Annotated in this window: 16 protein-coding genes; 2 read left to right on the top strand and 14 right to left on the bottom strand. The window is 65.9% G+C overall.

The annotated features are described in order from the left end of the window. Positions 1-139: 139 nt before the first annotated feature. The 8 genes from ACE3SN_RS00165 to ACE3SN_RS00130 form a co-directional block, all read right to left on the bottom strand. On the bottom strand, positions 140-1,609 hold the full coding sequence (locus tag ACE3SN_RS00165) for a glycerol kinase (protein WP_374526708.1): 1,470 nt from the start codon (positions 1,607-1,609) through the stop codon (positions 140-142). Positions 1,610-1,629: 20 nt separating this feature from the next. Continuing rightward, positions 1,630-2,220, bottom strand: coding sequence for a 3,4-dihydroxy-2-butanone-4-phosphate synthase (locus ACE3SN_RS00160; protein ID WP_374526707.1), 591 nt, complete (start codon positions 2,218-2,220; stop codon positions 1,630-1,632). Beyond that, positions 2,217-2,795 (bottom strand): NADPH-dependent FMN reductase, encoded by a 579-nt coding sequence (locus tag ACE3SN_RS00155; protein ID WP_374526706.1) that lies wholly within the window; start codon positions 2,793-2,795, stop codon positions 2,217-2,219. Before ACE3SN_RS00155 ends, ACE3SN_RS00160 begins: the two co-directional genes overlap by 4 nt. Then, complete coding sequence (gene glpD, locus ACE3SN_RS00150; protein WP_374526705.1) at positions 2,792-4,297, bottom strand: glycerol-3-phosphate dehydrogenase; 1,506 nt, start codon at positions 4,295-4,297, stop codon at positions 2,792-2,794. The genes ACE3SN_RS00155 and glpD overlap by 4 nt, the downstream gene beginning before the upstream one ends. Next, positions 4,297-5,385, bottom strand: a complete 1,089-nt coding sequence (locus ACE3SN_RS00145; RefSeq protein WP_374526704.1) for an LLM class flavin-dependent oxidoreductase — start codon at positions 5,383-5,385, stop codon at positions 4,297-4,299. Before ACE3SN_RS00145 ends, glpD begins: the two co-directional genes overlap by 1 nt. Positions 5,386-5,508: 123 nt before the next feature. Continuing rightward, positions 5,509-6,423, bottom strand: coding sequence for an aldo/keto reductase family oxidoreductase (locus ACE3SN_RS00140; protein ID WP_374526703.1), 915 nt, complete (start codon positions 6,421-6,423; stop codon positions 5,509-5,511). Further along, positions 6,420-7,433: a LacI family DNA-binding transcriptional regulator gene (locus ACE3SN_RS00135; RefSeq protein WP_374526702.1), complete on the bottom strand. Its 1,014-nt coding sequence runs from the start codon at positions 7,431-7,433 to the stop codon at positions 6,420-6,422. Before ACE3SN_RS00135 ends, ACE3SN_RS00140 begins: the two co-directional genes overlap by 4 nt. Then, positions 7,430-9,397, bottom strand: coding sequence for an alpha-glucosidase (locus ACE3SN_RS00130; RefSeq protein WP_374526701.1), 1,968 nt, complete (start codon positions 9,395-9,397; stop codon positions 7,430-7,432). Before ACE3SN_RS00130 ends, ACE3SN_RS00135 begins: the two co-directional genes overlap by 4 nt. A 223-nt stretch (positions 9,398-9,620) precedes the next feature. On the opposite strand from ACE3SN_RS00130, the gene ACE3SN_RS00125 reads away from it, so the two are divergent. Then, positions 9,621-11,963: a TonB-dependent receptor gene (locus ACE3SN_RS00125; RefSeq protein ID WP_374526700.1), complete on the top strand. Its 2,343-nt coding sequence runs from the start codon at positions 9,621-9,623 to the stop codon at positions 11,961-11,963. Positions 11,964-12,193: 230 nt separating this feature from the next. On the opposite strand, the gene ACE3SN_RS00120 is transcribed toward ACE3SN_RS00125, so the two are convergent. Beyond that, positions 12,194-13,420 carry an MFS transporter gene (locus ACE3SN_RS00120; RefSeq protein ID WP_374526699.1) on the bottom strand — a complete coding sequence of 409 codons (1,227 nt, stop codon included), beginning with the start codon at positions 13,418-13,420 and terminating at the stop codon, positions 12,194-12,196. 116 nt (positions 13,421-13,536) lie between these two features. Between ACE3SN_RS00120 and ACE3SN_RS00115 the strand changes: the two genes are divergently transcribed. Continuing rightward, positions 13,537-14,616, top strand: coding sequence for a YeiH family protein (locus ACE3SN_RS00115; protein WP_374526698.1), 1,080 nt, complete (start codon positions 13,537-13,539; stop codon positions 14,614-14,616). 46 nt (positions 14,617-14,662) lie between these two features. Here the strand turns inward: ACE3SN_RS00115 and ACE3SN_RS00110 are convergent, their stop codons facing one another. The 5 genes from ACE3SN_RS00110 to ACE3SN_RS00090 are packed head-to-tail and all read right to left on the bottom strand — an operon-like array spanning position 14,663 to position 20,274. After that, on the bottom strand, positions 14,663-16,162 hold the full coding sequence (locus ACE3SN_RS00110) for an aldehyde dehydrogenase (RefSeq protein ID WP_374526697.1): 1,500 nt from the start codon (positions 16,160-16,162) through the stop codon (positions 14,663-14,665). Continuing rightward, complete coding sequence (locus ACE3SN_RS00105) at positions 16,162-17,784, bottom strand: GMC family oxidoreductase (RefSeq protein ID WP_374526696.1); 1,623 nt, start codon at positions 17,782-17,784, stop codon at positions 16,162-16,164. Before ACE3SN_RS00105 ends, ACE3SN_RS00110 begins: the two co-directional genes overlap by 1 nt. 41 nt (positions 17,785-17,825) lie before the next feature. Next, on the bottom strand, positions 17,826-18,305 hold the full coding sequence (locus ACE3SN_RS00100; protein ID WP_374526695.1) for a hypothetical protein: 480 nt from the start codon (positions 18,303-18,305) through the stop codon (positions 17,826-17,828). Continuing rightward, on the bottom strand, positions 18,305-18,709 hold the full coding sequence (locus tag ACE3SN_RS00095) for a cytochrome c (protein WP_374526694.1): 405 nt from the start codon (positions 18,707-18,709) through the stop codon (positions 18,305-18,307). The genes ACE3SN_RS00100 and ACE3SN_RS00095 overlap by 1 nt, the downstream gene beginning before the upstream one ends. Beyond that, positions 18,706-20,274, bottom strand: coding sequence for an FAD-binding oxidoreductase (locus tag ACE3SN_RS00090; RefSeq protein WP_374526693.1), 1,569 nt, complete (start codon positions 20,272-20,274; stop codon positions 18,706-18,708). The genes ACE3SN_RS00095 and ACE3SN_RS00090 overlap by 4 nt, the downstream gene beginning before the upstream one ends. Positions 20,275-20,303 lie beyond the last annotated feature (29 nt).

Genomic DNA, 20,303 nt, shown 5'->3' with positions numbered 1-20,303 from the left:
AGTTGCTCGCCGTTTGAGGGTCGTCCCGGCCATGATAAGTGCGCCAATTGGAGACCAGTTCGTGTTGGAATGACAGCTCCGCCACGCAGGTCCCGCGCTCGCCTCTGCCAACAGGTGCCGCCGCATCGCCGCTGCGGGATCATCCCTGTTCGCGCAGCGCGGCTTGCCAGTTGGCGATGCGCAGCGCGCGGTCGGGATCGTCGATCCCGGGGGTGAACACCTGTGAGGTTGCCAGCATGTCCCGCGCCCCGGACAAGCCGTCGCGCAGTCCGGCACCGATTGCCGCCAGAATCATCGCGCCACGCGCCGTCGTTTCGACATCATCAGGACGCTCGCAAGGGATTGCCAGCATGTTCGCGATGTCCTGGGCAATCCAGTCATTCGCGCTCATCCCGCCGTCGAGCCTCAACACCGACCAGTGCGCGCCATCGGCGCTAAAGGCTCCGGCCAGATCGTGAAACATGTTGGCGACCGATTCGAGGGCGGCTCGCACGATATGCGCGCGCGTGGTCGCAAAGGAGAGGCCGGTAATGCTGCCGCGCGCGTCGGGTCGCCAGTATGGCGCGCCAAGTCCAGACAGGGCTGGAACCACCGTCACGCCGCCGCTATCCGGAACAGAGCGCGCCAGTGCTTCGCTTTCCGTGGCACTGCCAAGCATTCCGATGCTGTCGCGCAGCCACTTCACCAGGCTTCCGGCCACGAACACAGCCCCTTCGAGGGCATAAAGCCGCGCACCGTCCACCTCGCACAGCACCGTGCCAAGCAAACGATGCTCCGAACGCGGTGGCTGCGCGCCCATGTTGGCCAGAACGAACGCGCCAGTTCCCAGCGTCGCCTTCGTCTGGCCGGGGCTAAAGCAGCCCTGCCCGAGTGTTGCCGCCTGCTGATCCCCGGCCATGCCGGTGATCGGGATCGCCGCGCCAAACAGGTCGAGGCGGGTCACCCCGATTGGCCCGGAATTGGGCACGATTTCGGGCAGGGCAGCGCGCGGCACGCCGAACAGGTCGCACAGCCCGTCATCCCAGGAGCGTCCCGTCAGCGGGAACAGCGAGGTGCGGCTCGCATTGGTGACATCGCTGACGTGCAGCCCGCCGGTAAGGTTCCAGACCAGCCAGCTTTCGACCGTGCCGAGCGCCAGGCGTGGCCCCAACGCAGCCGCATCGTCTACGTTGGCAAGAACCCAGGCCATCTTCGTCGCTGAAAAATAAGGATCAAGCAGCAGGCCCGTCGTCGCCTGGACCGCCGCTTCGTGGCCGGCCTCGCGCAGTTCAGCGCAGCGCTGCTCGCCGCGGCGATCCTGCCAGACGATTGCCCGGCACAGCGGCTGGCCGGTGGCCCGGTCCCAGGCAACGACGGTTTCGCGCTGGTTGGTGACGCCTATCCCGGCGATCCGCTGCGCGCCGCCCGCCCGGTCGACCATCGCCCGTGCGCAGCGCAGGGTGCGGTCCCAAATTTCTGCGGCATCGTGTTCGACCAGCCCTGCGGCGGGATAATGCTGGGTCAATTCCTCCTGCGCGACGGCAACCTGCCGACCGGCAGCCGAATAGAGGATAGCGCGGGTCGATGTCGTGCCTTCGTCAAGCACCAGGATGAAGCGGTCTTCGCTCATGCGTTGCGGTCCGTTGCGGTTCAACTGCTCAGGATGTCGTCGATATCGACCACGGCCAGGCCAAAGCGGTCGACCAAGCTCTCGATATCCTCGATGCGGGCCATTTCGCCGTCGTCGCGCATGATCGAACAGATCACCGCGGCATCTCCGACCCCGGCACGGTGGCACAGCTCGATCGCGGCTTCTGCGGCCGCGGGGCGTTCGGACACGCCGCCTCGGGCAGTGATCAAGGGGAAGACATGGCCGGGTGAAACGATATCGTCCGCGCTGGCATTCGGCGCGATCGCCGCGCGGACCGTTGCCGCCCGATCCGCCGCCGAAATCCCCGTGGTAACCCCCGTGCGCGCCTCGATGGAGCGGCCCAGTGGCCGGCCCGATTGGCGTTCAGACCCCGGATTCATCAGTCCGATGCCTAGCCGGATCGCCCGGTTCTCGGTCATGGCCAGGCATACCAGGCTGCGGCCATGGGTGGCCATGAAGTTGATGACTTCGGCGCTGGCATGAAGCGCGCTAACCGCGAAATCCATGTCCCCGCGGCGAAAGCGATCGCCGGTAATGATGATGACCTGACCTTCGCGCAGCGCCTCGACCGCGGCCGCCACGCTGTTCATGCGCGGACCTGCGGGCTGGCCGACAGTCTCGTTGCGCCGCGCACCACCTGCTGCCCAACTAGGTCAAGCTGCATCCGCGCGCGGTCATCGAGACATTCGCCATCGACCGAAAACAGCCCGGGATAGGTGCGGATGGTTGCCCCCATCGGGGTCGGCCAGCCGCGCAGGGCATGGACGATGCTGCGCAGCGTCTGCATCGTGCTCATCGTGGCCTGATCGCCATAGGCGGTGGCCACCAGCCCCACGGCCCGCCCATCAAGATAGGGGCGGCTATCCTTGGCCAGATCCTCAAGGTAATCGAGCGCGTTCTTGACCAGACCGGAAATGGTTCCGTGGTAACCGGGCGCGGCCAGCAGGATCCCATCGGCGGCACGCACGGCCTCCACCATCTCGCGGCCATCGTCGCCGCTGTGGGCGCTGCTGCGATAGTGCGGCAATTCGGCCAGATAGGCCCCGCCGAACAACTGCACGTCCGCGCCCAGCGCCGCCGCGCTGGCCATCGCGGTGCGCAGCGCCAGTTCGGTGGTGCTTCCGGCGGCAACGGTTCCGCCAATGGCGACAATCCGCGGGGTCATTGCTGGGCTTCTCCTTCCATAAACGCGCGCAAGCCCGCCTGCTGCTCCGCCGACAGGCGCAGGCCCAGCTTGGTGCGGCGCCACAGCACGTCGTCGGCTTCCCGCGCCCATTCGTGGGCCATCAGGTACCGTACTTCGCGTTCCGTAAGGCCATGGCCAAAATGCGTGCCGCAATCCTCGAGCCGCTTGGCCTCGCCGAGCATGACGGCGGCCTCGGTCCCGTACGAGCGGATCAGCCGGTCGGCCCAGTGCGGCTCGAGAAACGGATAGGCGGCCCGCAGCCGTTCGATCAGCCGGTCGGCCTCGTCTACGCCGAAGTTGCCGCCGGGCAGAGGCTCGCGGTCGGTCCAGTGCGCGCCCTCAAGCGCGGGCACCCGCGCGGCCATGTGATCGACCGCTTCCTGGGCCAGCGTGCGATAGGTCGTGATCTTGCCGCCGAATACCGACAGGATCGGCGCGCCCTCTTCGGCGGGGCTGAGGTCGAAGCGATAGCCGCGCGTGGCCGCTTCCGGCTTGCCCGAGCCATCGTCCACCAGCGGCCGGACCCCGGCATAGGACCAGACGACATCCGCCGGGGTAACCGGCTTGCGGAAGAAGCGGCTCGCCCCTTCGCACAGATAGGCGATCTCTTCGTCGCTGGCCGCGATCGCATCTAGACCGGCCTGATGATCGCGGTCGGTCGTGCCGATCAGGGTAAAGTCGTGCTCGTAGGGGATCGCAAAGAAAATGCGGCCATCGGGCAGCTGGAAGAAATAGGGGTGTGGATGATCGAACAGCTTGCGCACCACGATGTGCGATCCGCGCACCAGCCGGATGGCCTGCCTGGGCGTCTCGCCGCTGCGATCCAGCACGGCAAGCACGGATGGTCCGGCAGCGTTGATGATCGCACGGGCGGTAAAGGCGCCATGCGGCGTTTCGATCCGCCACAGCCCTTCGCGGCGTTCCAGCCGGCTCACCGGGCAGCGGGTATGCACGCTTGCGCCGTGCGCCGCGGCATCGCGGGCGTTCAAGACCACCAGCCGGGCATCGTCCACCCAACAATCCGAATAGATGAAACCGTGGACGAACTCGGGTTTCAGCGGCTGGCCGGCGGGGTGGCGATCGAGCCGAACCGTCTCGGTTGGCGGTAACAGCTTCCGCTTGCCGATATGATCGTACAGGAACAGGCCAAGGCGCAGCAGCCAGCGCGGGCGCAGGCCCCTGACCCAGGGCAGCACGAACCGCATCGGCCAGACGATATGCGGCGCGATGGCCCACAGTTTCTCGCGTTCGCCCAGGGCCTCGCGCACCAGGCCGAATTCGTAGTGCTCAAGATAGCGCAGCCCGCCGTGGATCAGCTTGCTGGAATTCGACGAGGTGCCGCTGGCCAGGTCGCGCGCTTCCAGCAGCAGTACCTTCGCGCCGCGCCCGGTCGCGTCGCGGGCGATCCCGCAGCCATTCACGCCGCCGCCGATGACGGCGACATCGAATACCGGATCGTTGCTGGCCACGGCGCGGCTCATCAGATGCTCAGGGGGCCGTGCTGGATATGCGGCAGCACATAGCGCGAGAACATGTCGGCTTCCTGCATGTGGGGATAGCCCGACAGGATGAAGGCCTCGATCCCTTCGGCCTGATAGGCGCGCAGCTTGGCCAGCACCTGATCGGGCGTTCCGACGATGGCCGCGCCGCAGCCCGAACGGGCCCGGCCGATCCCGGTCCACAGGTTGTCTTCGACGAATCCGTCGCCATCGGCTGCGCCGCGCAGTTCCTGCTGGCGCTGCACGCCATAGTTCTTGGCATCGAGCGACTTCTCGCGGATCGCCTTGCCGGCATCCTCGTCAAGCTTGGACAGCAGGCGGTCGGCATAATGCCGCGCCTCGTCCTCGGTCTCGCGCACGATCACGTGGACCCGGTAGCCGAATTTCAGGGTGCGGCCAAAGCGGGCCGCGCGGGCCTTCATGTCGGCGATGGTGTCGCGTACCTTGTCCATGGTGTCGGGCCACATCAGGTAGACGTCGCTCGCCTCGGCGGCGCATTCGCGCGCTTCATGGGACAGGCCGCCAAAGTAGAATGCCGGGCACTTGCCGGACAGCGTCGTGATCCGCGCCGGATCCAGCTTGAGCTGGTAGAACTCGCCCTGAAAATCGAGGTGTTCGCCGTTCAACAGCGTGCGCACGATCTTCATGATCTCGGTCGCGCGGGCATAGCGCGGTCCGGAGGCGATGGTCTCGCCCGGCATGTCGGACGAAATGATGTTCACGTTCAGCCGTCCGCCGGTTCCATCCGCGTTCGGGCCGAGGATGCGATCGAGCGTGGCGATCCGGCGCGCCAGCTGCGGCGGCCAGTCCTCGCCCATGCGGGTCGCCCAGAGCAGCTTGATGCGGCGCACCTGGGTTGCCACCGCGGCGGCAAAGGCCGTGGTGTCGAGGCCAAGCTGATAGCCCGACGGCAGCAGGATATTGTCGAACCCGCCTTCCTCGGCGCGCAGCACGATGTTGCGGCAATGCTCCCAGCTCGATTGCAGATACTTGTCGGGAACACCGAGGAATTCATAGTCGTCGTCGCAGAGCGCCGAAAACCAGGCGATTTCGCATTGTTGCTGGACCATTCTCTCCACTCCTTGCCGCACTGGCGCGGCTTCCCCGCCGCGAACGCCACCTGCCGCGCCGTCCGCCGTTGTAACCAATTCTCTTCGCCGCCCCGGCCGGGCGGCGATTGCCCCATGCCAGCCTTACGGCAGCGGCACGCCCCGTGCCGCGACCAGCACGGCATACCAGTCCTGCCGGTTCCACCGCACCTGCGCGGCCGCCGCGCCTTCGGCAATGCGCTCGGCCTGCTGCGATCCGATGATCGGGATGATTCCCGCCGGATGGGCCATCAGCCAGGAATAGGCGGCCACGCTGCGCGAAATGCCGTGCTGGACGGCAAACCGGTCAAGTTCGGCCGCAACCGCCTCGTCCCGTGCCGTCTCTGGGCTGGTCAACCGGCCCCCGCCGAGCGGCGACCAGGCCAGCGGGGTCAGGCCCAGCATCATCGCCTGGTCCAGCTCGCCGTTCTCGAAGCAGTCGATCCGCAGCGGGCTGATCTCGGGCTGGGTTGCAACCAGCTTGTGCCCGAGGAACTGATTGAGCGCGGCAATCTGCGGCATGGTGAAATTGGAAACGCCCAGGGTGCGGATCTTGCCCGCGGCCACCGCATCGTCGAGCACCCGCGCAACCTCCTGCGGATGCGCTAGGATATCCGGGCGGTGCACTTGCCACAGGTCGACGCTGTCGACCTTCAGGCGGCTCAGCGATTTGTCGATGGCGCTTTGCAGATATTGCGCGCTCTGGTCATAGGGCAGCGGCGGCATGATGCCGCCCTTGGTGGCCAGCACCATCCGCTGGCGCAGGGCCGGTTCGGCCGCCAGGACCTCGCCCAGCAGCTGCTCGGCATCGCCAAAGCCGGCCGTGCCATCGAAGCCATAGATATCGGCCGTGTCGAGAAAGTTGATCCCGGCATCGAGCGCCGCATGGACCAGCTTTGCCGCATCGCCGGCGGTTCGTCCGTTTTCGGCCAGCCGCCACATCCCCCAGGCAATCGGGGAAACGGCAATCCCGCTGTCGCCCAAAGTGCGAGTGGCAGGGGGCAAAGGCAATTCGCTCATGAAGATATCCTGGCTGGAGGCGCAACCGATGCGCGTTCGATAAGGGTGTGGGGCAAACGCCGATGGGTGATGTCCCCGCCGGCAATCAGAATTTCCGTGGCCGTGCGGGCGAGCTCGGCCATCGGCTGGTGAACCGTGGTCAGCGGCGGCCAGACGGTGCGGGCCAGCGTGGTGTCATCGAACCCGGCGACCGAGAGCTGCGCGGGCACCGGGATGCCGCGGTCGTGCGCGACGGCCAGCACGCCTGCGGCCATGTCGTCGTTGGAGGCGAAGATCGCGGTCGGCCGGTTGGGCAGATCCAGCAGTGCGCGCCCGCCCCGCACCCCGGAATCGAAATCGAATTCGCCGTCGCAGACCAGCACCGGATCATAAGGCAAGCCCGCCCGGTCGAGCGCGCGGCGATAGCCGAACAGGCGGTCGTCCGAGGCCATGTGGTTGGGATGCCCCTTGATGAAGCCGATGCGGCGATGGCCGGCGTTGATCAGGTGCGTGGTCATGTCATCCGCCGCCTGGGCATCGTCCATGAAGACCGAACTGGTCAGGGCATGGTTGGTGCCGGGCGAAATCCGCACGAACGGCACGTCCATCGCCTCGAGCGCGCGAAGCACGGGATCGCAGTCGGTTACCGGCGAGGACAGGATGATCCCGTCGACATGGGTTTCCGAAACCAGCCCGCGCACTTGTTCGCCAACCTGCGGATCGGTCACGTCGACTGGCTGGGCCAGCAGGCGAATGCCGTGCGCCCGGCAAAAGTCCCAGCATCCGGTCTGGATCTGGAACATGTAGTAGGGGCTGTGATTGTCATAGATCAGCGCGATCTGATTGGACTTCGCGCCGGACAGGATGCGCGCGGCGATGCTCGGCCGGAAGTCGAGTTCGCGCATGGCTTCTTCCACGCGCGAACGCGTTTCCGCCTTTACATAGGGGTGGCCATTCAGCACGCGGCTGACGGTCTTGACCGCCACCCCGGCCTTGGCTGCAACGTCCCTGATGTTTGCCCGCTCGCTCATCGCGCAAGAACCTCCGCTAGTTCGGCAAACAGCCCGGCAAATGGACTGTCCGACCGGTAGAACACCGGCGGTTGGCCGATCGGAGCGGGAATTTCGTGAATGCCGGCGGCGAACGCCTCGCCCGACCAGCAATGCCGCCACTCGCCATCGCCCGGAAGGATGACCTGGCGTTGACGTGCCCCCTCAACGATGACTGGCGCCACCAGCAGATCCGCACCGTAGAGGTATTGATCCTGAATCGTAAAGGTGGAGCGATCATCGGGATAGTGGAGGAAAAGCGGACGCTGCAGCGGCAATCCCCGGGTCCGCGCCTCGCCGCACAGGTGGCGGACATATGGGGCAAGGTGGGCATGAATCCGGCTCCACCGGGCAAAGCAGGCCAGCAGCGCGTCGTCTGAATCGTATTGCAGGTTGTCGTCGGGGCGATTGCCTTCGTGGCTGCGCATGACGGGCGCGAACGCCGCCAGTTCGCACCAGCGCTCCATCAATTCGCGCGTGCGGACATTGCCGTGGAGCGAAGTGTAGCCGCCGCAATCGGAATGACTGTAGGCAATGCCGACCAGCCCGGCGGAAAGGGCGGCGGTGATGACCGTGCCGATCCCGTCGTGCCGGGTAAAGTCGACCGACTGGTCGCCCGCCCACAGCAGCGGGCAATGCGCCTGTACCCCCGAAAAGCCCGCGCGCATGAAAAATACCGCATCGCCGCTTTTCCCGCGGCTGGCGAGGGCACGCGCGTTGACCTGCGCCCACAGCACCGGCCAGCGGTTATGTGCCTCGAGCGGGTCAGACCCGTCGGCCAGGCGGACATCGGTAGGCAGGTATTCGCCAAAGTCGGCCATCCACCCCGAAATGCCCAGGTCCAGCAGTTCGCGGCCAAGGATGCGCTCGGCAAACCAGGCCTGCGTCTCCGCGCGGGTGAAATCGACCACGCCGCATTCAAATTCACCGAAATCGACCAGGTACACCTCGTCGCGATCGCGGCGCAGGCAGAAGTGACCGCCGGCCAGGGCTTCGGGGAACAGGTCGCCATCCACCGCAAGATAGGGATTGGCATAGGCCAGGAAACGGATGCCGCGCGCATTGAGATCGGCAATCTGCTCGGCCAGGCCGGGATAGCGCTGCTCGCTGCGCGCGCCGCTGAGCCAGTCCCAGAACAGCCGCCGCCCGAAGCTCGTCTCGCGGATACCGGCCCAATCCTCGCACCACAGGCCCGAAACGGCGGCCCCAGCGGCAAGGAAGCGCTCCAGCCGCGCAAAGCTGGACGCGCCCGATTTCAGGCCGACGATGGCCCCGGAAATCGCCCAGTCGGGCAATTCCTCCTGCCGCCCGAACCGGCTGGACAGCTGTGCAACCAGTTCGCGCGGGCCGGCTTCGGCAAAGAATTCGAAGCGGGCGGCATGGCTCCAGACTTCGACCGCGTGGCAGTGCGGGTCGGTGAAGTCGAGCACGCTGTAACAGCTTGCATCAAGATGCACCGCCAGCCAGCGCGAGGTGATGAAGGTCGGCTGCGGATAATTGGTGTTCCAGTAATCGCCGCCGGCCATGCCCTCTTCGTCCATGCGGCGGGTCAGCTCGGTGGTCTTGTCGCGCCCGACGCCAGGCTCGCTCGTCCACATCGGAAAGCGCCTGCCGTTCAGGGCAAGGTAGCTCATCTGCTCGCCGCCGCCCCACACCTGTTCGCCCGGCGTGGCGGCAAAGCGCACGAGCAGGCGGTCGCAGGCCGGATCGACTGAACGCACGGTAATTGCCGCCGGGTCGATATCGATGCCCGCCACCACGTGCTGTCCATCCAGCAGGTCGATGCCGCCGGGCCGGCTGCGCCAGCCCGTCGGCGCGGTCTGGCCATGGGGCTGGTCGGTGATGCGGAAATTGCCGCGGTACATCGCGATATCGGGCGCGCCGCGGGCAATGACCACCGCAGGACAGTCAACGGAGTGGCGCAGCACGATTTCATCCCCGAGCATGAGGGAAAAACCATCATTCTGCGCCTGAATCCGCAGTTCCACGCCTGTTGCCGCCTCTCGTCCGGGTGCTGGTGTAGCGCAAGTGCCACAGCTGCACCACTGTTTGTGACACCGCTTGACATATCGGTCGGGGCGTATCAGATCAAGCGGCATTTGCGGCCGGGCACGGGATTGACCCGAACCTTTCTTGCCGCGCGATGACGACAAATAAGGGGAGAGATCTATGAAGGTGAACTGCATCCCAGCCGCGCGCCGGCTTGCCTTGGCGGCAAGTGCCAGCGTGCTTGCCATCAGTGCGCCCGCATTTGCACAGAGCCAGGACGAAGCCTCGGATTCCGAAGGGATCGGCGAAATCGTCGTGACCGCGCAAAAGGTTTCGCAGAACGTCCAGGACGTGCCCATCGCGATCACCGCGCTTGGCTCGGATCGCCTCGAGGCGACCGGCACAACCAGCCTCGAAGGGCTGAGCCAGCTGGTTCCCTCGGTGACCTTCCGCAAGGGCACGACCAGCGCGAACAGCGCGATCGTGATGCGCGGCGTCGGCACGATCACCTTCTCGGTCGCGGCCGAGCCCAGCGTTTCGACGGTCGTCGACGGTGTGGTGCTGAGCCGGTCGGGCCAGGCCTTCATGGACCTCGTCGATGCCGAGCGGATCGAGGTGCTGCGCGGCCCGCAGGGCACGCTGTTCGGCAAGAACGCGTCTGCCGGCCTGGTCAACATCGTCTCCAAGGGCGGCACCGACACCCTTCAGGGCGAAGCGCGCGCAGAATGGTACGAAGGTAAGGAATATCGCCTGCGCGCCTCGGTTTCGGGCCCGCTGGGCAAGGATCTCAGCGCCCGTGTGACCGGGTTCTACGGCACCTATGACGGCAACATCACCAACGTCTATGGCGGCCGGAACGAGAAGATCAACGGCTATGAACACTACGGCGTGCGCGGCATCGTCGATTATGACGGCGATGGCTCGAAGATCCGCCTGATCGCCGATTACTTCAAGGCGAACGATGATTGCTGCGCGGACGTGACCACGGTCAGCCGCGGTGCGGTGCTCGACGCCGAACTGGGCCTGCCGGGCGGCGTCGCCCAGGGGCTGGACCAGCGCTATGTCAACCACAACCTCGTCACCCAGACCAAGGACCGCCAGTGGAGCCTGACCGCGTCGGGCGATTTCGACGTGCTGACCGACCACACGCTGAGCATCGTGGCCGGCTATCGCAACTGGTGGAACCAGGAAATCCGGGAGGGTGACTTCCTGCCGCGCGCCCTCGTCGGCACGGCCCAGCTGCACGACAACGGCGTCGTCCGCACCAAGCAGGTTTCGCTCGAAGTCCGCCTGGCCTCTGACCCTTCGAAGGCGTTCTTCTATCAGGTCGGCGGCTTTATCTGGCGTTCGGACAACCAGCAGGACTTCACGCGCCGCGACGTGACTTGCAGCACCTCCACCCTGCCGGTCGACCCGGCTACCGGTGGCCAGCCCTGCAATCTGAGCGATACGGTCAACACGATCTTCCCGACCGCGACCTCGTACAGCGACGTGAACTCGCGCAATTACGCGCTGTTTGGCCAGGCCACCTATCGCTTCAGCGACATGCTCTCGCTGACCGGCGGGCTGCGCTATACCTGGGACGATCTCGATTACACCCACACCCGCGCTCCGGGCGTGAATGCCACGAACGGCACGCCGGCGACTGGCCCCGGCATTTCCGGCAGCCCGGCCGGCGGCACCATTGCCTCGGGCGGTAACGGCACCAACACTTCGGCAGGCGCTAGCAGCAACGGCAACCTTTCAGGCCGCGCCGTGCTGCAGTTCACCCCGTCGAAGGACGTGATGCTCTATGGCAGCTACACCCGCGGCTACAAGGGGCCGGCGTTCAACGTCTTCTTCAACCACACCGCTCCGACCAACGCGGTGCCGGTCGACGAGGAAACCTCGAACGCGTTCGAAGTGGGCCTGAAGTCGCAGTTCCTCGACAACCACGTCCAGCTCAACCTGGCGGCGTTCACGGTCGAGTACGATGGCTTCCAGGCCAACAACTTCGTGCTGCTCAACGGCGCCGTGGTCAGCAACCTGACCAATGCCGGCACCGTCAAGAGCCAAGGCTTCGAAATCGACCTGCTGGCCAAGCCGTTCGACGGCCTGACCCTGCGGGCGAGCGGCGCCTACGCCGATGCCAAGGTGAAGAAGTTCAACCCCAATCCGTCGACCAACGCGCCCGATGCCCGCAACGGCACGCGGCTCCCGCTTGCCCCCGAGTTCACCTATACGCTCGGTGCCAGCTACGAACGTGAAATGGGCAGTGTGAAGTTCTACCTCGACACCGATTTCCGCCATGTCAGCAGCCAGTTCTCCGATCTCGGCGAACAGGGTCCGATCGCGGCCTATGGCCTGTGGAACGCCTCGGTCGGCTTCTCCGATCCGGATGACCGCTATCGCCTGACCTTCCACGTGCGGAACATTACCGACCAGTCCTATGCCCTGCTGAACGTCAGCAACGGCCAGCGGCTGCAGATCCCGCGCGATGCGGATCGCTACTTCGGCGTCAGCCTGCGCGCCCGGTTCGACTGATCGTTCTGACGGGCGCTGGCCCGACCAGTGCCCGATCAGACAAAAGAGGCCCCGGACAATGTCCGGGGCCTCATCTTTTGCGGGTGCCTGACGCCTCATGCCGGCAGGTCGCACCAGGGCAGGGCGCCGGGGCAACAGACCGCGCTTCACATCTGGCGCGCAGGCAGGCCGCAGTCCTGAAAGCAGGCCTTCGTCAGGCCGAAGGCCCCCCCGCGCGGCCAGGGATCACCTCAGTCGCTTGCCAGGGCAAGCCGCGGCAGCAGCAGATGGATGAAGCCCAGGGCCACCAGATAGGCGCTACCGCAAATCGCGAACAGCGGGACATAGCCAAACCCGTTCTCCAGCGACCAGCCGGCGAATTCGATGATCGTCGTGCCCGAAAGATTGCCCGCTATCGCGCCGATTGCGATCACGCTGGCCACCCGGGTCGCCGGAATGATGTCGGCCGTCATGCCGAACACATTGGTGGAGAAGCCCTGGTGGGCAAACAGGCCCAAACCGATCAGCAGCGCCGCCAGCCAGGCATTGTCGGTCTTGAGCGCCAACGGCATGGCCAGCACCACCAGCGCATAGAACAGCATGGATGACTTGCGGGCCGAATTGACGGTCATCCCGCGCGCCAGCAGCAGGGGATAGAGCCCGCCCGAGGTCAAGGCGCCCATGGCCGCGAGGGTAAAGATGATCGCGATCGGCCAGCCGAGATTCGCCTGAGACAGGCCGAACTGCCGATTGAAGAAGTCAGGCATCCAGAACAGCACGAACCACCACACCGCATCGGTGCAGAATTTCGCCCCGATCACGGCCCAACTGCGACGGTCGGCCAGCAGTTCGCCCCAGGCAACCGGCGCGCGTTCGGGCAGATCGGTAGCGGAATCGAGGTTGCGGGTTCCCAGCCACCACGCCCCCAGCCAGAGAAAGCCCAGCGCCCCCGTGACCACGAAGGCTGCCTTCCAGCCGAATGCGACGGCAAACGGCGGGATCAGCAATGGGGTGATGATCGCCCCGATGTTCGGTGCGGTATTGATCAGGCCAATCGCGATACTGCGCTGCGCCACGGGCAGATAGGTTGCCGCAGCCTTGAGCCCGGCCGGGGTGCTGACCGATTCGCCCGCCGCCAGGATGATCCGGGCGGTGACGAACTGCTGCACCGTCTGGGCCAGGGCATGGGCCATGCCCGCCGCGCTCCACACGGTCACGGCAGCCGCATAGGCGATGCGCACGCCCAGCCGGTCGACGAACCAGCCGACGAACAGCAGGGCCCCTGCGGCGGCAATCTGGAAGGACGAGCCCAGATGCGCGTAATCGGCATCGCTCCAGCCAAACTCGGCCTCGAGCGTGGGCTTGAGCAACGCCAGCACCTGACGGTCGACATAGTTCAGTGCATTGCCCACAAACAACAGCGCCACGAGCGCGATCGCGGTGCCGCGCGCAATCCCTTTTCCGCCAGTATCGGCCATCGTCATCTCCCGGTTCCCAGGCTTTTTATCAAGCTTCAAGCTTGCAGATTAGCGGACACCACGCGTAAGGAAAGGGCATTGTGACACCGTAGGACATAAATTGGGGAGAGCAGGGCGTGCGGCGTCAAGCGATCGATTGGCAAATGCTGCCAACTGCCGGTGACCTGTATGGCGAAATCCATCTGGCCGACCATGCCGCGGCGCAAGCGCGCGATGGCGGCACGCTGCTGCACGGTCTGGCGATTTGCGGCATCGCCGCTGCTGCGGCAGCCTGGCTATCGGAACATTACCACTTTCCGATCATTCTGCTGGGGCTGCTGATCGGCCTTTCGCTGAGCTTCGTGGCACGCGATCCGCGCAGCCATTCAGGCCTCGACTTCGCCTCGCGAACGTGTTTGCGCCTTGGCGTGGTCTTGCTTGGCTTCCAGGTAACCTTCGCCCAGATCGGATCGCTTGGTATCGAACCCTTTGCGGCACTGGCAGTGGTCATGCTGCTGACCTTCTTCGCCGGGATCGCCGGCGCGCGGCTGGCCGGGCAATCGGCCTATGTCGGGATCCTGAGCGGCGGCGCGACCGCGATTTGCGGCGCAAGCGCGGCGATGGCCCTTTACGGCATCATTGGCAAGGAACGGGTGAACCAGGCCCAGTTCGCGATATCGCTGGTCGGCGTTTCGCTAGCGAGCGCGCTCGCAATGTCGCTCTATCCGATTCTTGCCAGTTACCTGCACCTGTCCGACCGCCAAGCCGGCTTCCTAATCGGAGCGTCGATCCATGATGTCGCCCAGGCGATTGGCGGGGGCTATGCCTTCTCCGAGGCGGCGGGCAGCTATGCGACAATCGTCAAGCTGTCGCGCGTGGCCCTGCTGGCCCCGGTCGTCGTGATTACCGGGCTGGTGATCGGTCAGGCACCGGGCGATGCGGACCGTCCGCTGTGGCGGCGCCTGTCGTTGCCGTGGTTCATCCCTGCCTTCTTTGTCACGGTCTTGTTCAATTCCTTCGTCGATGCAGCCCACGGCATCGCGAACCTGGCTCTTCCGGCCTCCAAGGGGCTGCTCCTCGTCGCCGTGATTGCAACGGCCATGCGCAGCCGCCTGGATCTGCTGATGGAAACCGGTCTGCGTGCGGCGGTGCCGGTGCTCGTCGCGACGACGGTCAGCTTTGTCGTTTCGCTTGCCTTTGCACTGACGCTGCTGTGACGGGCTCGCGCGCCCTGTCCGGCCGCACGGCCCGCAACACTTGCCGTCAGTCCTGCCAGCCGATCATCACCGCCTTGGTTTCGGTAAACGCCTCAACCCCGCTGCGGCCGTTCTCGCGTCCGATGCCGGACTGCCTGTAGCCACCGAACGGCAGGGCAAACTCCATGCCCGAACCGTTGACCTTGACCGAACCCGAACGAAGCCGCCGGGCCAGCCCCTGGGCGCGGGGCAGGCTGGAGGTCCAGACATAGGCCGACAGGCCATACTCGCTGGCATTGGCCATCCGCGCCAGATCGTCGGAACTTTCGTCCGAAAGGCGCATCACGCTCAGCACCGGACCAAAGATCTCCTCGCGCACGATTCGCATGTCGGGGCGGGCGTCGACGAACACCGTAGGATTGACGAAGTGCCCCGCGCCGCCAGGTGCATCGCCGCCGATCACGGCATTTGCGCCCTCGCTTCGGCCGGATTCGATATAGCCCATCACCCGGTCTTTCTGCGCGGCGGAAATCAGCGGACCGAGCGCTGTCCCGGCGTTGAGGCCCGGACCAACCTTCAGCTTGCCGGCAAATTCGGCCAGGCCATCGAGAAAGCGGTCGAACACGTCGGCGTGCAGGAACAGCCGCGAGCCTGCCGCGCAGACCTGACCGCTGTTTCCGAAGATGCCCATCGCAACGCCCGGGATTGCCCGGGCAAGATCGGCATCGGGGAACACGATCGAGGCAGACTTCCCGCCGAGTTCAAGCGAGACGCGCTTCAGCCCATCGGCGCTCGCTCGCAGGATTCCCTTGCCGGTCGCGGTCGATCCGGTGAAGGAAATCTTGTCGATCCCTGGATGGTTGACCAGCGCCGCGCCCGCTTCGCTGCCCAGCCCGGTAACGACATTGGCCACGCCCTTGGGAAAGCCTGCTTCGGCGACCAGCTCGGCCAGGCGCAGGCCGGTCATCGGCGCCAGCTCGGCCGGCTTGAGCACGACAGTGCAACCGGCGGCCAGCGCCGCCGATAGCTTGTTCGCAGTGATCGCCAGCGGCGCGTTCCACGGCACGATCAGCGCAGCCACGCCAAGCGGATCGCGAACGGTATAGCCGTGCCACTGTCCGGGCACCGAAACCGGCACGGTTTCGCCTGTCAGGCGCCGGGGCCAGCCGGCGTTGTAACGGATCGCGCTGATCGCGGAGCCGGCCGCCATCATTCGCGACGGACCGAACGGCATGCCATTGTCGAGCGTCTCGATGGCGGCGAGTTCGTCGGCATTGGCCTCGACCAGATCGGCCAGACGCAGCAGCAGGCGTTCGCGTTCGGCGGCGGCCATATGTTGCCAGGCCGGGTCCTCAAACGCACGGCGGGCAGCCGCAACCGCACGGTCGATGTCTGCCGCCGTGCCCGCAGCAATCGCCCCGATAGCGCGCCCATCGGCGGGATTTTCGACCGTGATCGGCGCGCCCGACCCGGAGACCCATTCCCCATCGATGAAGTGGCGACCAAGTCGGGCAATCGCTGCCTTGGCTCGTTCGACAATGGCCGCAGCGCAGGCAAGTTCGGTCATCAGACAGTCTCCGCAATGGTATTGCCCAGGATCAGGTCCGAGGCCTTTTCGCCGATCATCACCGCCGCCGCGTTGGTATTCGCGCCGACCAGCAGCGGCATGATCGAAGCATCCGCGACGCGCAGGCCCTCCACCCCGCGCACCCGCAGTTGCGGGTCAAGCACGGCATCGGGGCCGCTGCCCATCGCGCAGGTGCCGACGGGATGGTGGACCACTCCGGCAAGCTCCGCCTTCATCGCATCGAGCGCGGCATCGTCGTTGATCGCGGTTCCGGGCAATGTCTCTTCGACCACGTATTGCGCGATCGGACCATCGCTGAAGATCCGGCGCGAGATCGCCAGCCCCTTCTTGAGCGTGGCCCAGTCGTTTTCGTGACTGAGCAGACCAAGCGCGATCCGGGGGGCGGAGCGCGGGCTTGCATCCTGCAGGGTTACGCTACCGCGGCTTTCGGGGCGCAGCAGGCAGATCGAATTGAAGAAGCAATCGCCCGGGGCCTTGCGAATGCCCGGAAACCAGATGTTCGCATCGACCCGCACGGGGCTCGACATGATCTGCAGGTCGGGCCGGTCGAGCCCGGGCTCGGACCGCGCGAGAATGCAGCCGGCGGCGATCTGGTTGGCGAACTTGCCGCTGCGCAGGAAGAACCACTGCAGGAACGACACGGTGGCGCGGTCAAAGCGCAATTCGTCGGCAAAGCTGTGCGGGGCGCTGGCGCGGTATTGATGGGCGAGGCGGACATGCTCTTGCAGGTTGCGGCCGACGCCGGGCGAAGCGTGGACCACCGCGATGCCGTGCCGGGCCAATTCCTCGGCCGGGCCAATTCCCGACAGCATCAGCAACTGGGGCGAACCATAAGCCCCGCCAGCCAGGATCACTTCGCGCGCGGCACGTGCCTTGCGCGGCTGGCCGTCCTGTTCGAATTCGACCCCGGTGGCGCGCTTGCCCTCGAAAGTTACCCGGTTGACCAGCGCGTGCTTGATGATCCGGAGATTGCGGCGGCGGCGCACGGGGTTCAGATAAGCCGCGGCGGAACCGCAGCGTTCGCCCTTGCGGATCGCGATCTGCACATCGGCGCAACCTTCGTTGGAGGCGCCGTCATAATCGGGGTTGTAAGGATAGCCGGCCAGCGCCGCCGAGGCACGCAGCTCATCAGCCATCAGGCGGCGAGTGTCGACCTGCTGGACGGTGATCGGCCCGCCGCTGCCGTGCCATTCATTGCCCCCGCTCCAGTGGTCTTCCGAGCGTTTGAAGTAGGGCAGGACGCTGCGATAGTCCCAGCCGGTGCAGCCCAATGCCGCCCAATCGTCGAAATCAGAGGGATGGCCGCGAAAATGGACCATGCCGTTGATCGAGGAGGAACCGCCCAGCATCTTGCCGCGCGGCAGGGGAAAGCGCTTGCCGTCAACGCCCGGTTCCGGCTCGGACAGGAATTGCCAGGCCAGTTCCGGGCGGCGCAGCGCCTGAAGGAAGCCAAGCGGCATCTTGACGAAGGGATGATCCGCCTCGCCCCCGGCCTCGAGCAGCAGCACGCGGTTGGCGGGATCGCGGCTCAGCCGATTGGCCATGACCGACCCGGCGGACCCAGCGCCCACGATGATGAAGTCGAACTCGAGGCTGCTCACGTTGGGAAACTCCGGTGGGTCAAGGGTAGCGGGAGCATGGCTCAGGCGATCCAGATGAAGCTGGTGGCCTGGGCTTCGCGCCCGGGCTCGGTTGGCATCCTGGCGAGAAGCGCCGCGATGACCGCGCCATCGCGCGCGCTCCCGCGGATGATATCGCGCTGGCCGTCGCGACCGCCCAGCGCCACGGCATGGCGGATCGGATGGCCGCTGGCGCGCAGGAGGTCTTGGGCGAGGGCGAAATCGGCATATCCGGTCAGCCCGACCAGATGCCGGCCTGGGCCGATCAAGGCGGCTTCGTGCTGCAGCAGCAGCGCGATCATCTCGCCCCGCGGATCAAGCACGCGATGCCCCAGCGCGGTTGCACGCAGACGCAGCGCCTCTGCACGCGGCAGGCGCGCATCGACAATGAAGGCGGGCCTTGTTTCCGGCGCAGGGCGGGCGCTGGCCGCAGCGGCGGCGGGCAGCAGCGCGGCGCTTCCCGCTGCCGAAGCCGCCTTCAGAAAGGTGCGGCGGTCAGCCATCAGTCCTTCTTCCCGGCGAGGTAGGCGGCGATCTTGTCGAGCTCGGGATCGGAAACCTCGACCTTGGAGAAGGCCGGCATGTTGACCAGTCCGTTGCGGACGACGGCCTTCACGTAATCGGCCTGAAGGTCGCTGCGCTTGGTCAGATCGGCGTTTTCCTTTCCGAGGCGGCGGCCCAGCATGAATGCGCCGGTGGTCTTGCCGACATGGCAGAAGGCGCATTCGCGGCCGAACAAGGCCTTGCCTTCATTGGCCGAACCGACGCCGAACATCGCGGTTTCCATGGCCGGAATCGGCTTGGGCGCGGCCTCGCCCGGGGCGGGCGGCGGGGCCTTGTCGCAACCAGCCAGCATGGCGGCCAGGCCAAGGACGGCGGCAAGCGCCGGGGAACGGAGCGCAATCATGGCTGAGCCTCGCTGTGCGGAGCCGCGGCGCGCGAGCCGATGCCGTTGCGGCCGGGGGCAATGATGTTGTTGGGATCGAGCGCGGTCTTGACCGTGTCGTTCAGCCGCCGCAGCGCGCCGCCGCCGTAATCGAACGTCGCCGCAACCGCGTCCATGTAGGAAATATGTCCGCGATATTCGGCGAAGCCCTGGCTGGCCGCTTCGCCCAGCAGGTGGCGATAGAGCTTGTCGGCCCGGGCGACGCCTTCGGGATCGTCGCGGCTATAGAGGATCAGGCTGACGTTGTTGATGTGGCGGCGCCCGATCGTGAAGCTGGCGTAATAGTCCTGCCCGACCTGCTCGTAGTAGGCCTTGATCTTCCGCGCGTATTCAAGCGCGAGCTTGCCATCCTGCGGCAGCACCGGCGCAAACGAAAGGTGCCCGCCGCGTCCGCCGTACCAGTTGACGCATTGCAGGCCGAGCGTGGAAGGCACCCCCTGGGCCGACTTTTCGGGAGGGTCGCCCTGCTTCCACAGTTCGAATTCGAGCGGCTTGCCCAGCCTGGGTTCAAACAGCTTGCGGATCAGCTCGACCTGCGCGTTGACCGTTCCTTCATGCCCGAACAGGTTGATCTTGGCGTTCCACCAGCCGAGCTTGAGCTTCTTCATCATTGCTTCGCTGACCGAATCCGGCAGGGCGCCTTTCCCCTGATACCAGTCAGCCCGCTGCGACATGACAGAGGCGGCGCGCACCGGGGATCCGAACACGATGTTATGCTGGATCACGTCGCGCCGACGCAGATCGCACAGAATGTCCAGCGCCCAGCCCGCATCGTCGAAATTGGGCAGCGCCAATTCAACCTTCGCGGTCATTTCGGGTTCGGGCTGCAGCCACACGCCAGCCTTGGTAACGATGCCAAGGTTCGACTGCATGAACATCTGGTCCCAGCTCGGCCCATAGCCGTACTTGTAGTTCTGCCAGGTTGCCGAGCCGTCCATCGCGCCCATGCCGGTGCGCACCAGCGAGCCATCGGGCAGCACCACTTCCATCCCGCAGATCTGCTCGCAATGGTCGCCGTACGGGGTGTAGCCGATCCCGCGATCGAGCGCGTTGCCAACCACGCTGCCCCAGCTGTTGCCGGGGACCGACATCCACAGCGGCAGCTTCTTTTCCTGGAGGTGGCGGAACAGGTCGAAATAGCCCACGCCCGGCTCGAGCAGGCTATTGGCCTGCTTCACATCGACGTCTAGAATCCGGTTCATGCGGCTGAGATCGAGGATCACGTCGCCCTTCTCGGCCGGCGATGCGGCGCCGTAGCCCAGGTTCTTGCCGCGGCCGACCGGCCAGAGCGGCACCTTGAACTGGTTGGCGATGCGCACCACCGCCTGGACCTCTTCGACGCTGGCCGGGGCGACGATGGCGGCGCAATCGTGGTCAAGCCCGTCGCCCAGCGCATAGGGATCGAGGTAGGCTTGGCGATCGGCGTCGGCATTGAGGACCCATTGCGATCCAACGGCAGCCCGCAGCGCGGTCAGCGCCTGGTTGAAGGCGGCATCGCTCAGGCCATGTGGCAGCAGGGCAGTCATGCTTGCTCCTGTTTCTGGGGGAAAATGGG

The sequence above is a fragment of the Novosphingobium sp. genome, assembly GCF_041915465.1.
Classification (GTDB): Bacteria; Pseudomonadota; Alphaproteobacteria; order Sphingomonadales; family Sphingomonadaceae; genus Novosphingobium.
This window is presented reverse-complemented; position numbering and strand designations above follow the sequence as displayed.

Coding starts and splice junctions, on each gene's coding strand:
- ACE3SN_RS00100 (WP_374526695.1), bottom strand. CDS start 18,305: ATGGCTGACCGCCGCACCTTTCTGAAGGCGGCTTCGGCAGCGGGAAGC.
- ACE3SN_RS00095 (WP_374526694.1), bottom strand. CDS start 18,709: ATGATTGCGCTCCGTTCCCCGGCGCTTGCCGCCGTCCTTGGCCTGGCC.
- ACE3SN_RS00145 (WP_374526704.1), bottom strand. CDS start 5,385: ATGGTCCAGCAACAATGCGAAATCGCCTGGTTTTCGGCGCTCTGCGAC.
- ACE3SN_RS00110 (WP_374526697.1), bottom strand. CDS start 16,162: ATGACCGAACTTGCCTGCGCTGCGGCCATTGTCGAACGAGCCAAGGCA.
- ACE3SN_RS00120 (WP_374526699.1), bottom strand. CDS start 13,420: ATGGCCGATACTGGCGGAAAAGGGATTGCGCGCGGCACCGCGATCGCG.
- ACE3SN_RS00135 (WP_374526702.1), bottom strand. CDS start 7,433: ATGAGCGAGCGGGCAAACATCAGGGACGTTGCAGCCAAGGCCGGGGTG.
- ACE3SN_RS00140 (WP_374526703.1), bottom strand. CDS start 6,423: ATGAGCGAATTGCCTTTGCCCCCTGCCACTCGCACTTTGGGCGACAGC.
- ACE3SN_RS00090 (WP_374526693.1), bottom strand. CDS start 20,274: ATGACTGCCCTGCTGCCACATGGCCTGAGCGATGCCGCCTTCAACCAG.
- ACE3SN_RS00165 (WP_374526708.1), bottom strand. CDS start 1,609: ATGAGCGAAGACCGCTTCATCCTGGTGCTTGACGAAGGCACGACATCG.
- ACE3SN_RS00155 (WP_374526706.1), bottom strand. CDS start 2,795: ATGACCCCGCGGATTGTCGCCATTGGCGGAACCGTTGCCGCCGGAAGC.
- ACE3SN_RS00160 (WP_374526707.1), bottom strand. CDS start 2,220: ATGAACAGCGTGGCGGCCGCGGTCGAGGCGCTGCGCGAAGGTCAGGTC.
- ACE3SN_RS00130 (WP_374526701.1), bottom strand. CDS start 9,397: ATGCTCGGGGATGAAATCGTGCTGCGCCACTCCGTTGACTGTCCTGCG.
- ACE3SN_RS00125 (WP_374526700.1), top strand. CDS start 9,621: ATGAAGGTGAACTGCATCCCAGCCGCGCGCCGGCTTGCCTTGGCGGCA.
- glpD (WP_374526705.1), bottom strand. CDS start 4,297: ATGAGCCGCGCCGTGGCCAGCAACGATCCGGTATTCGATGTCGCCGTC.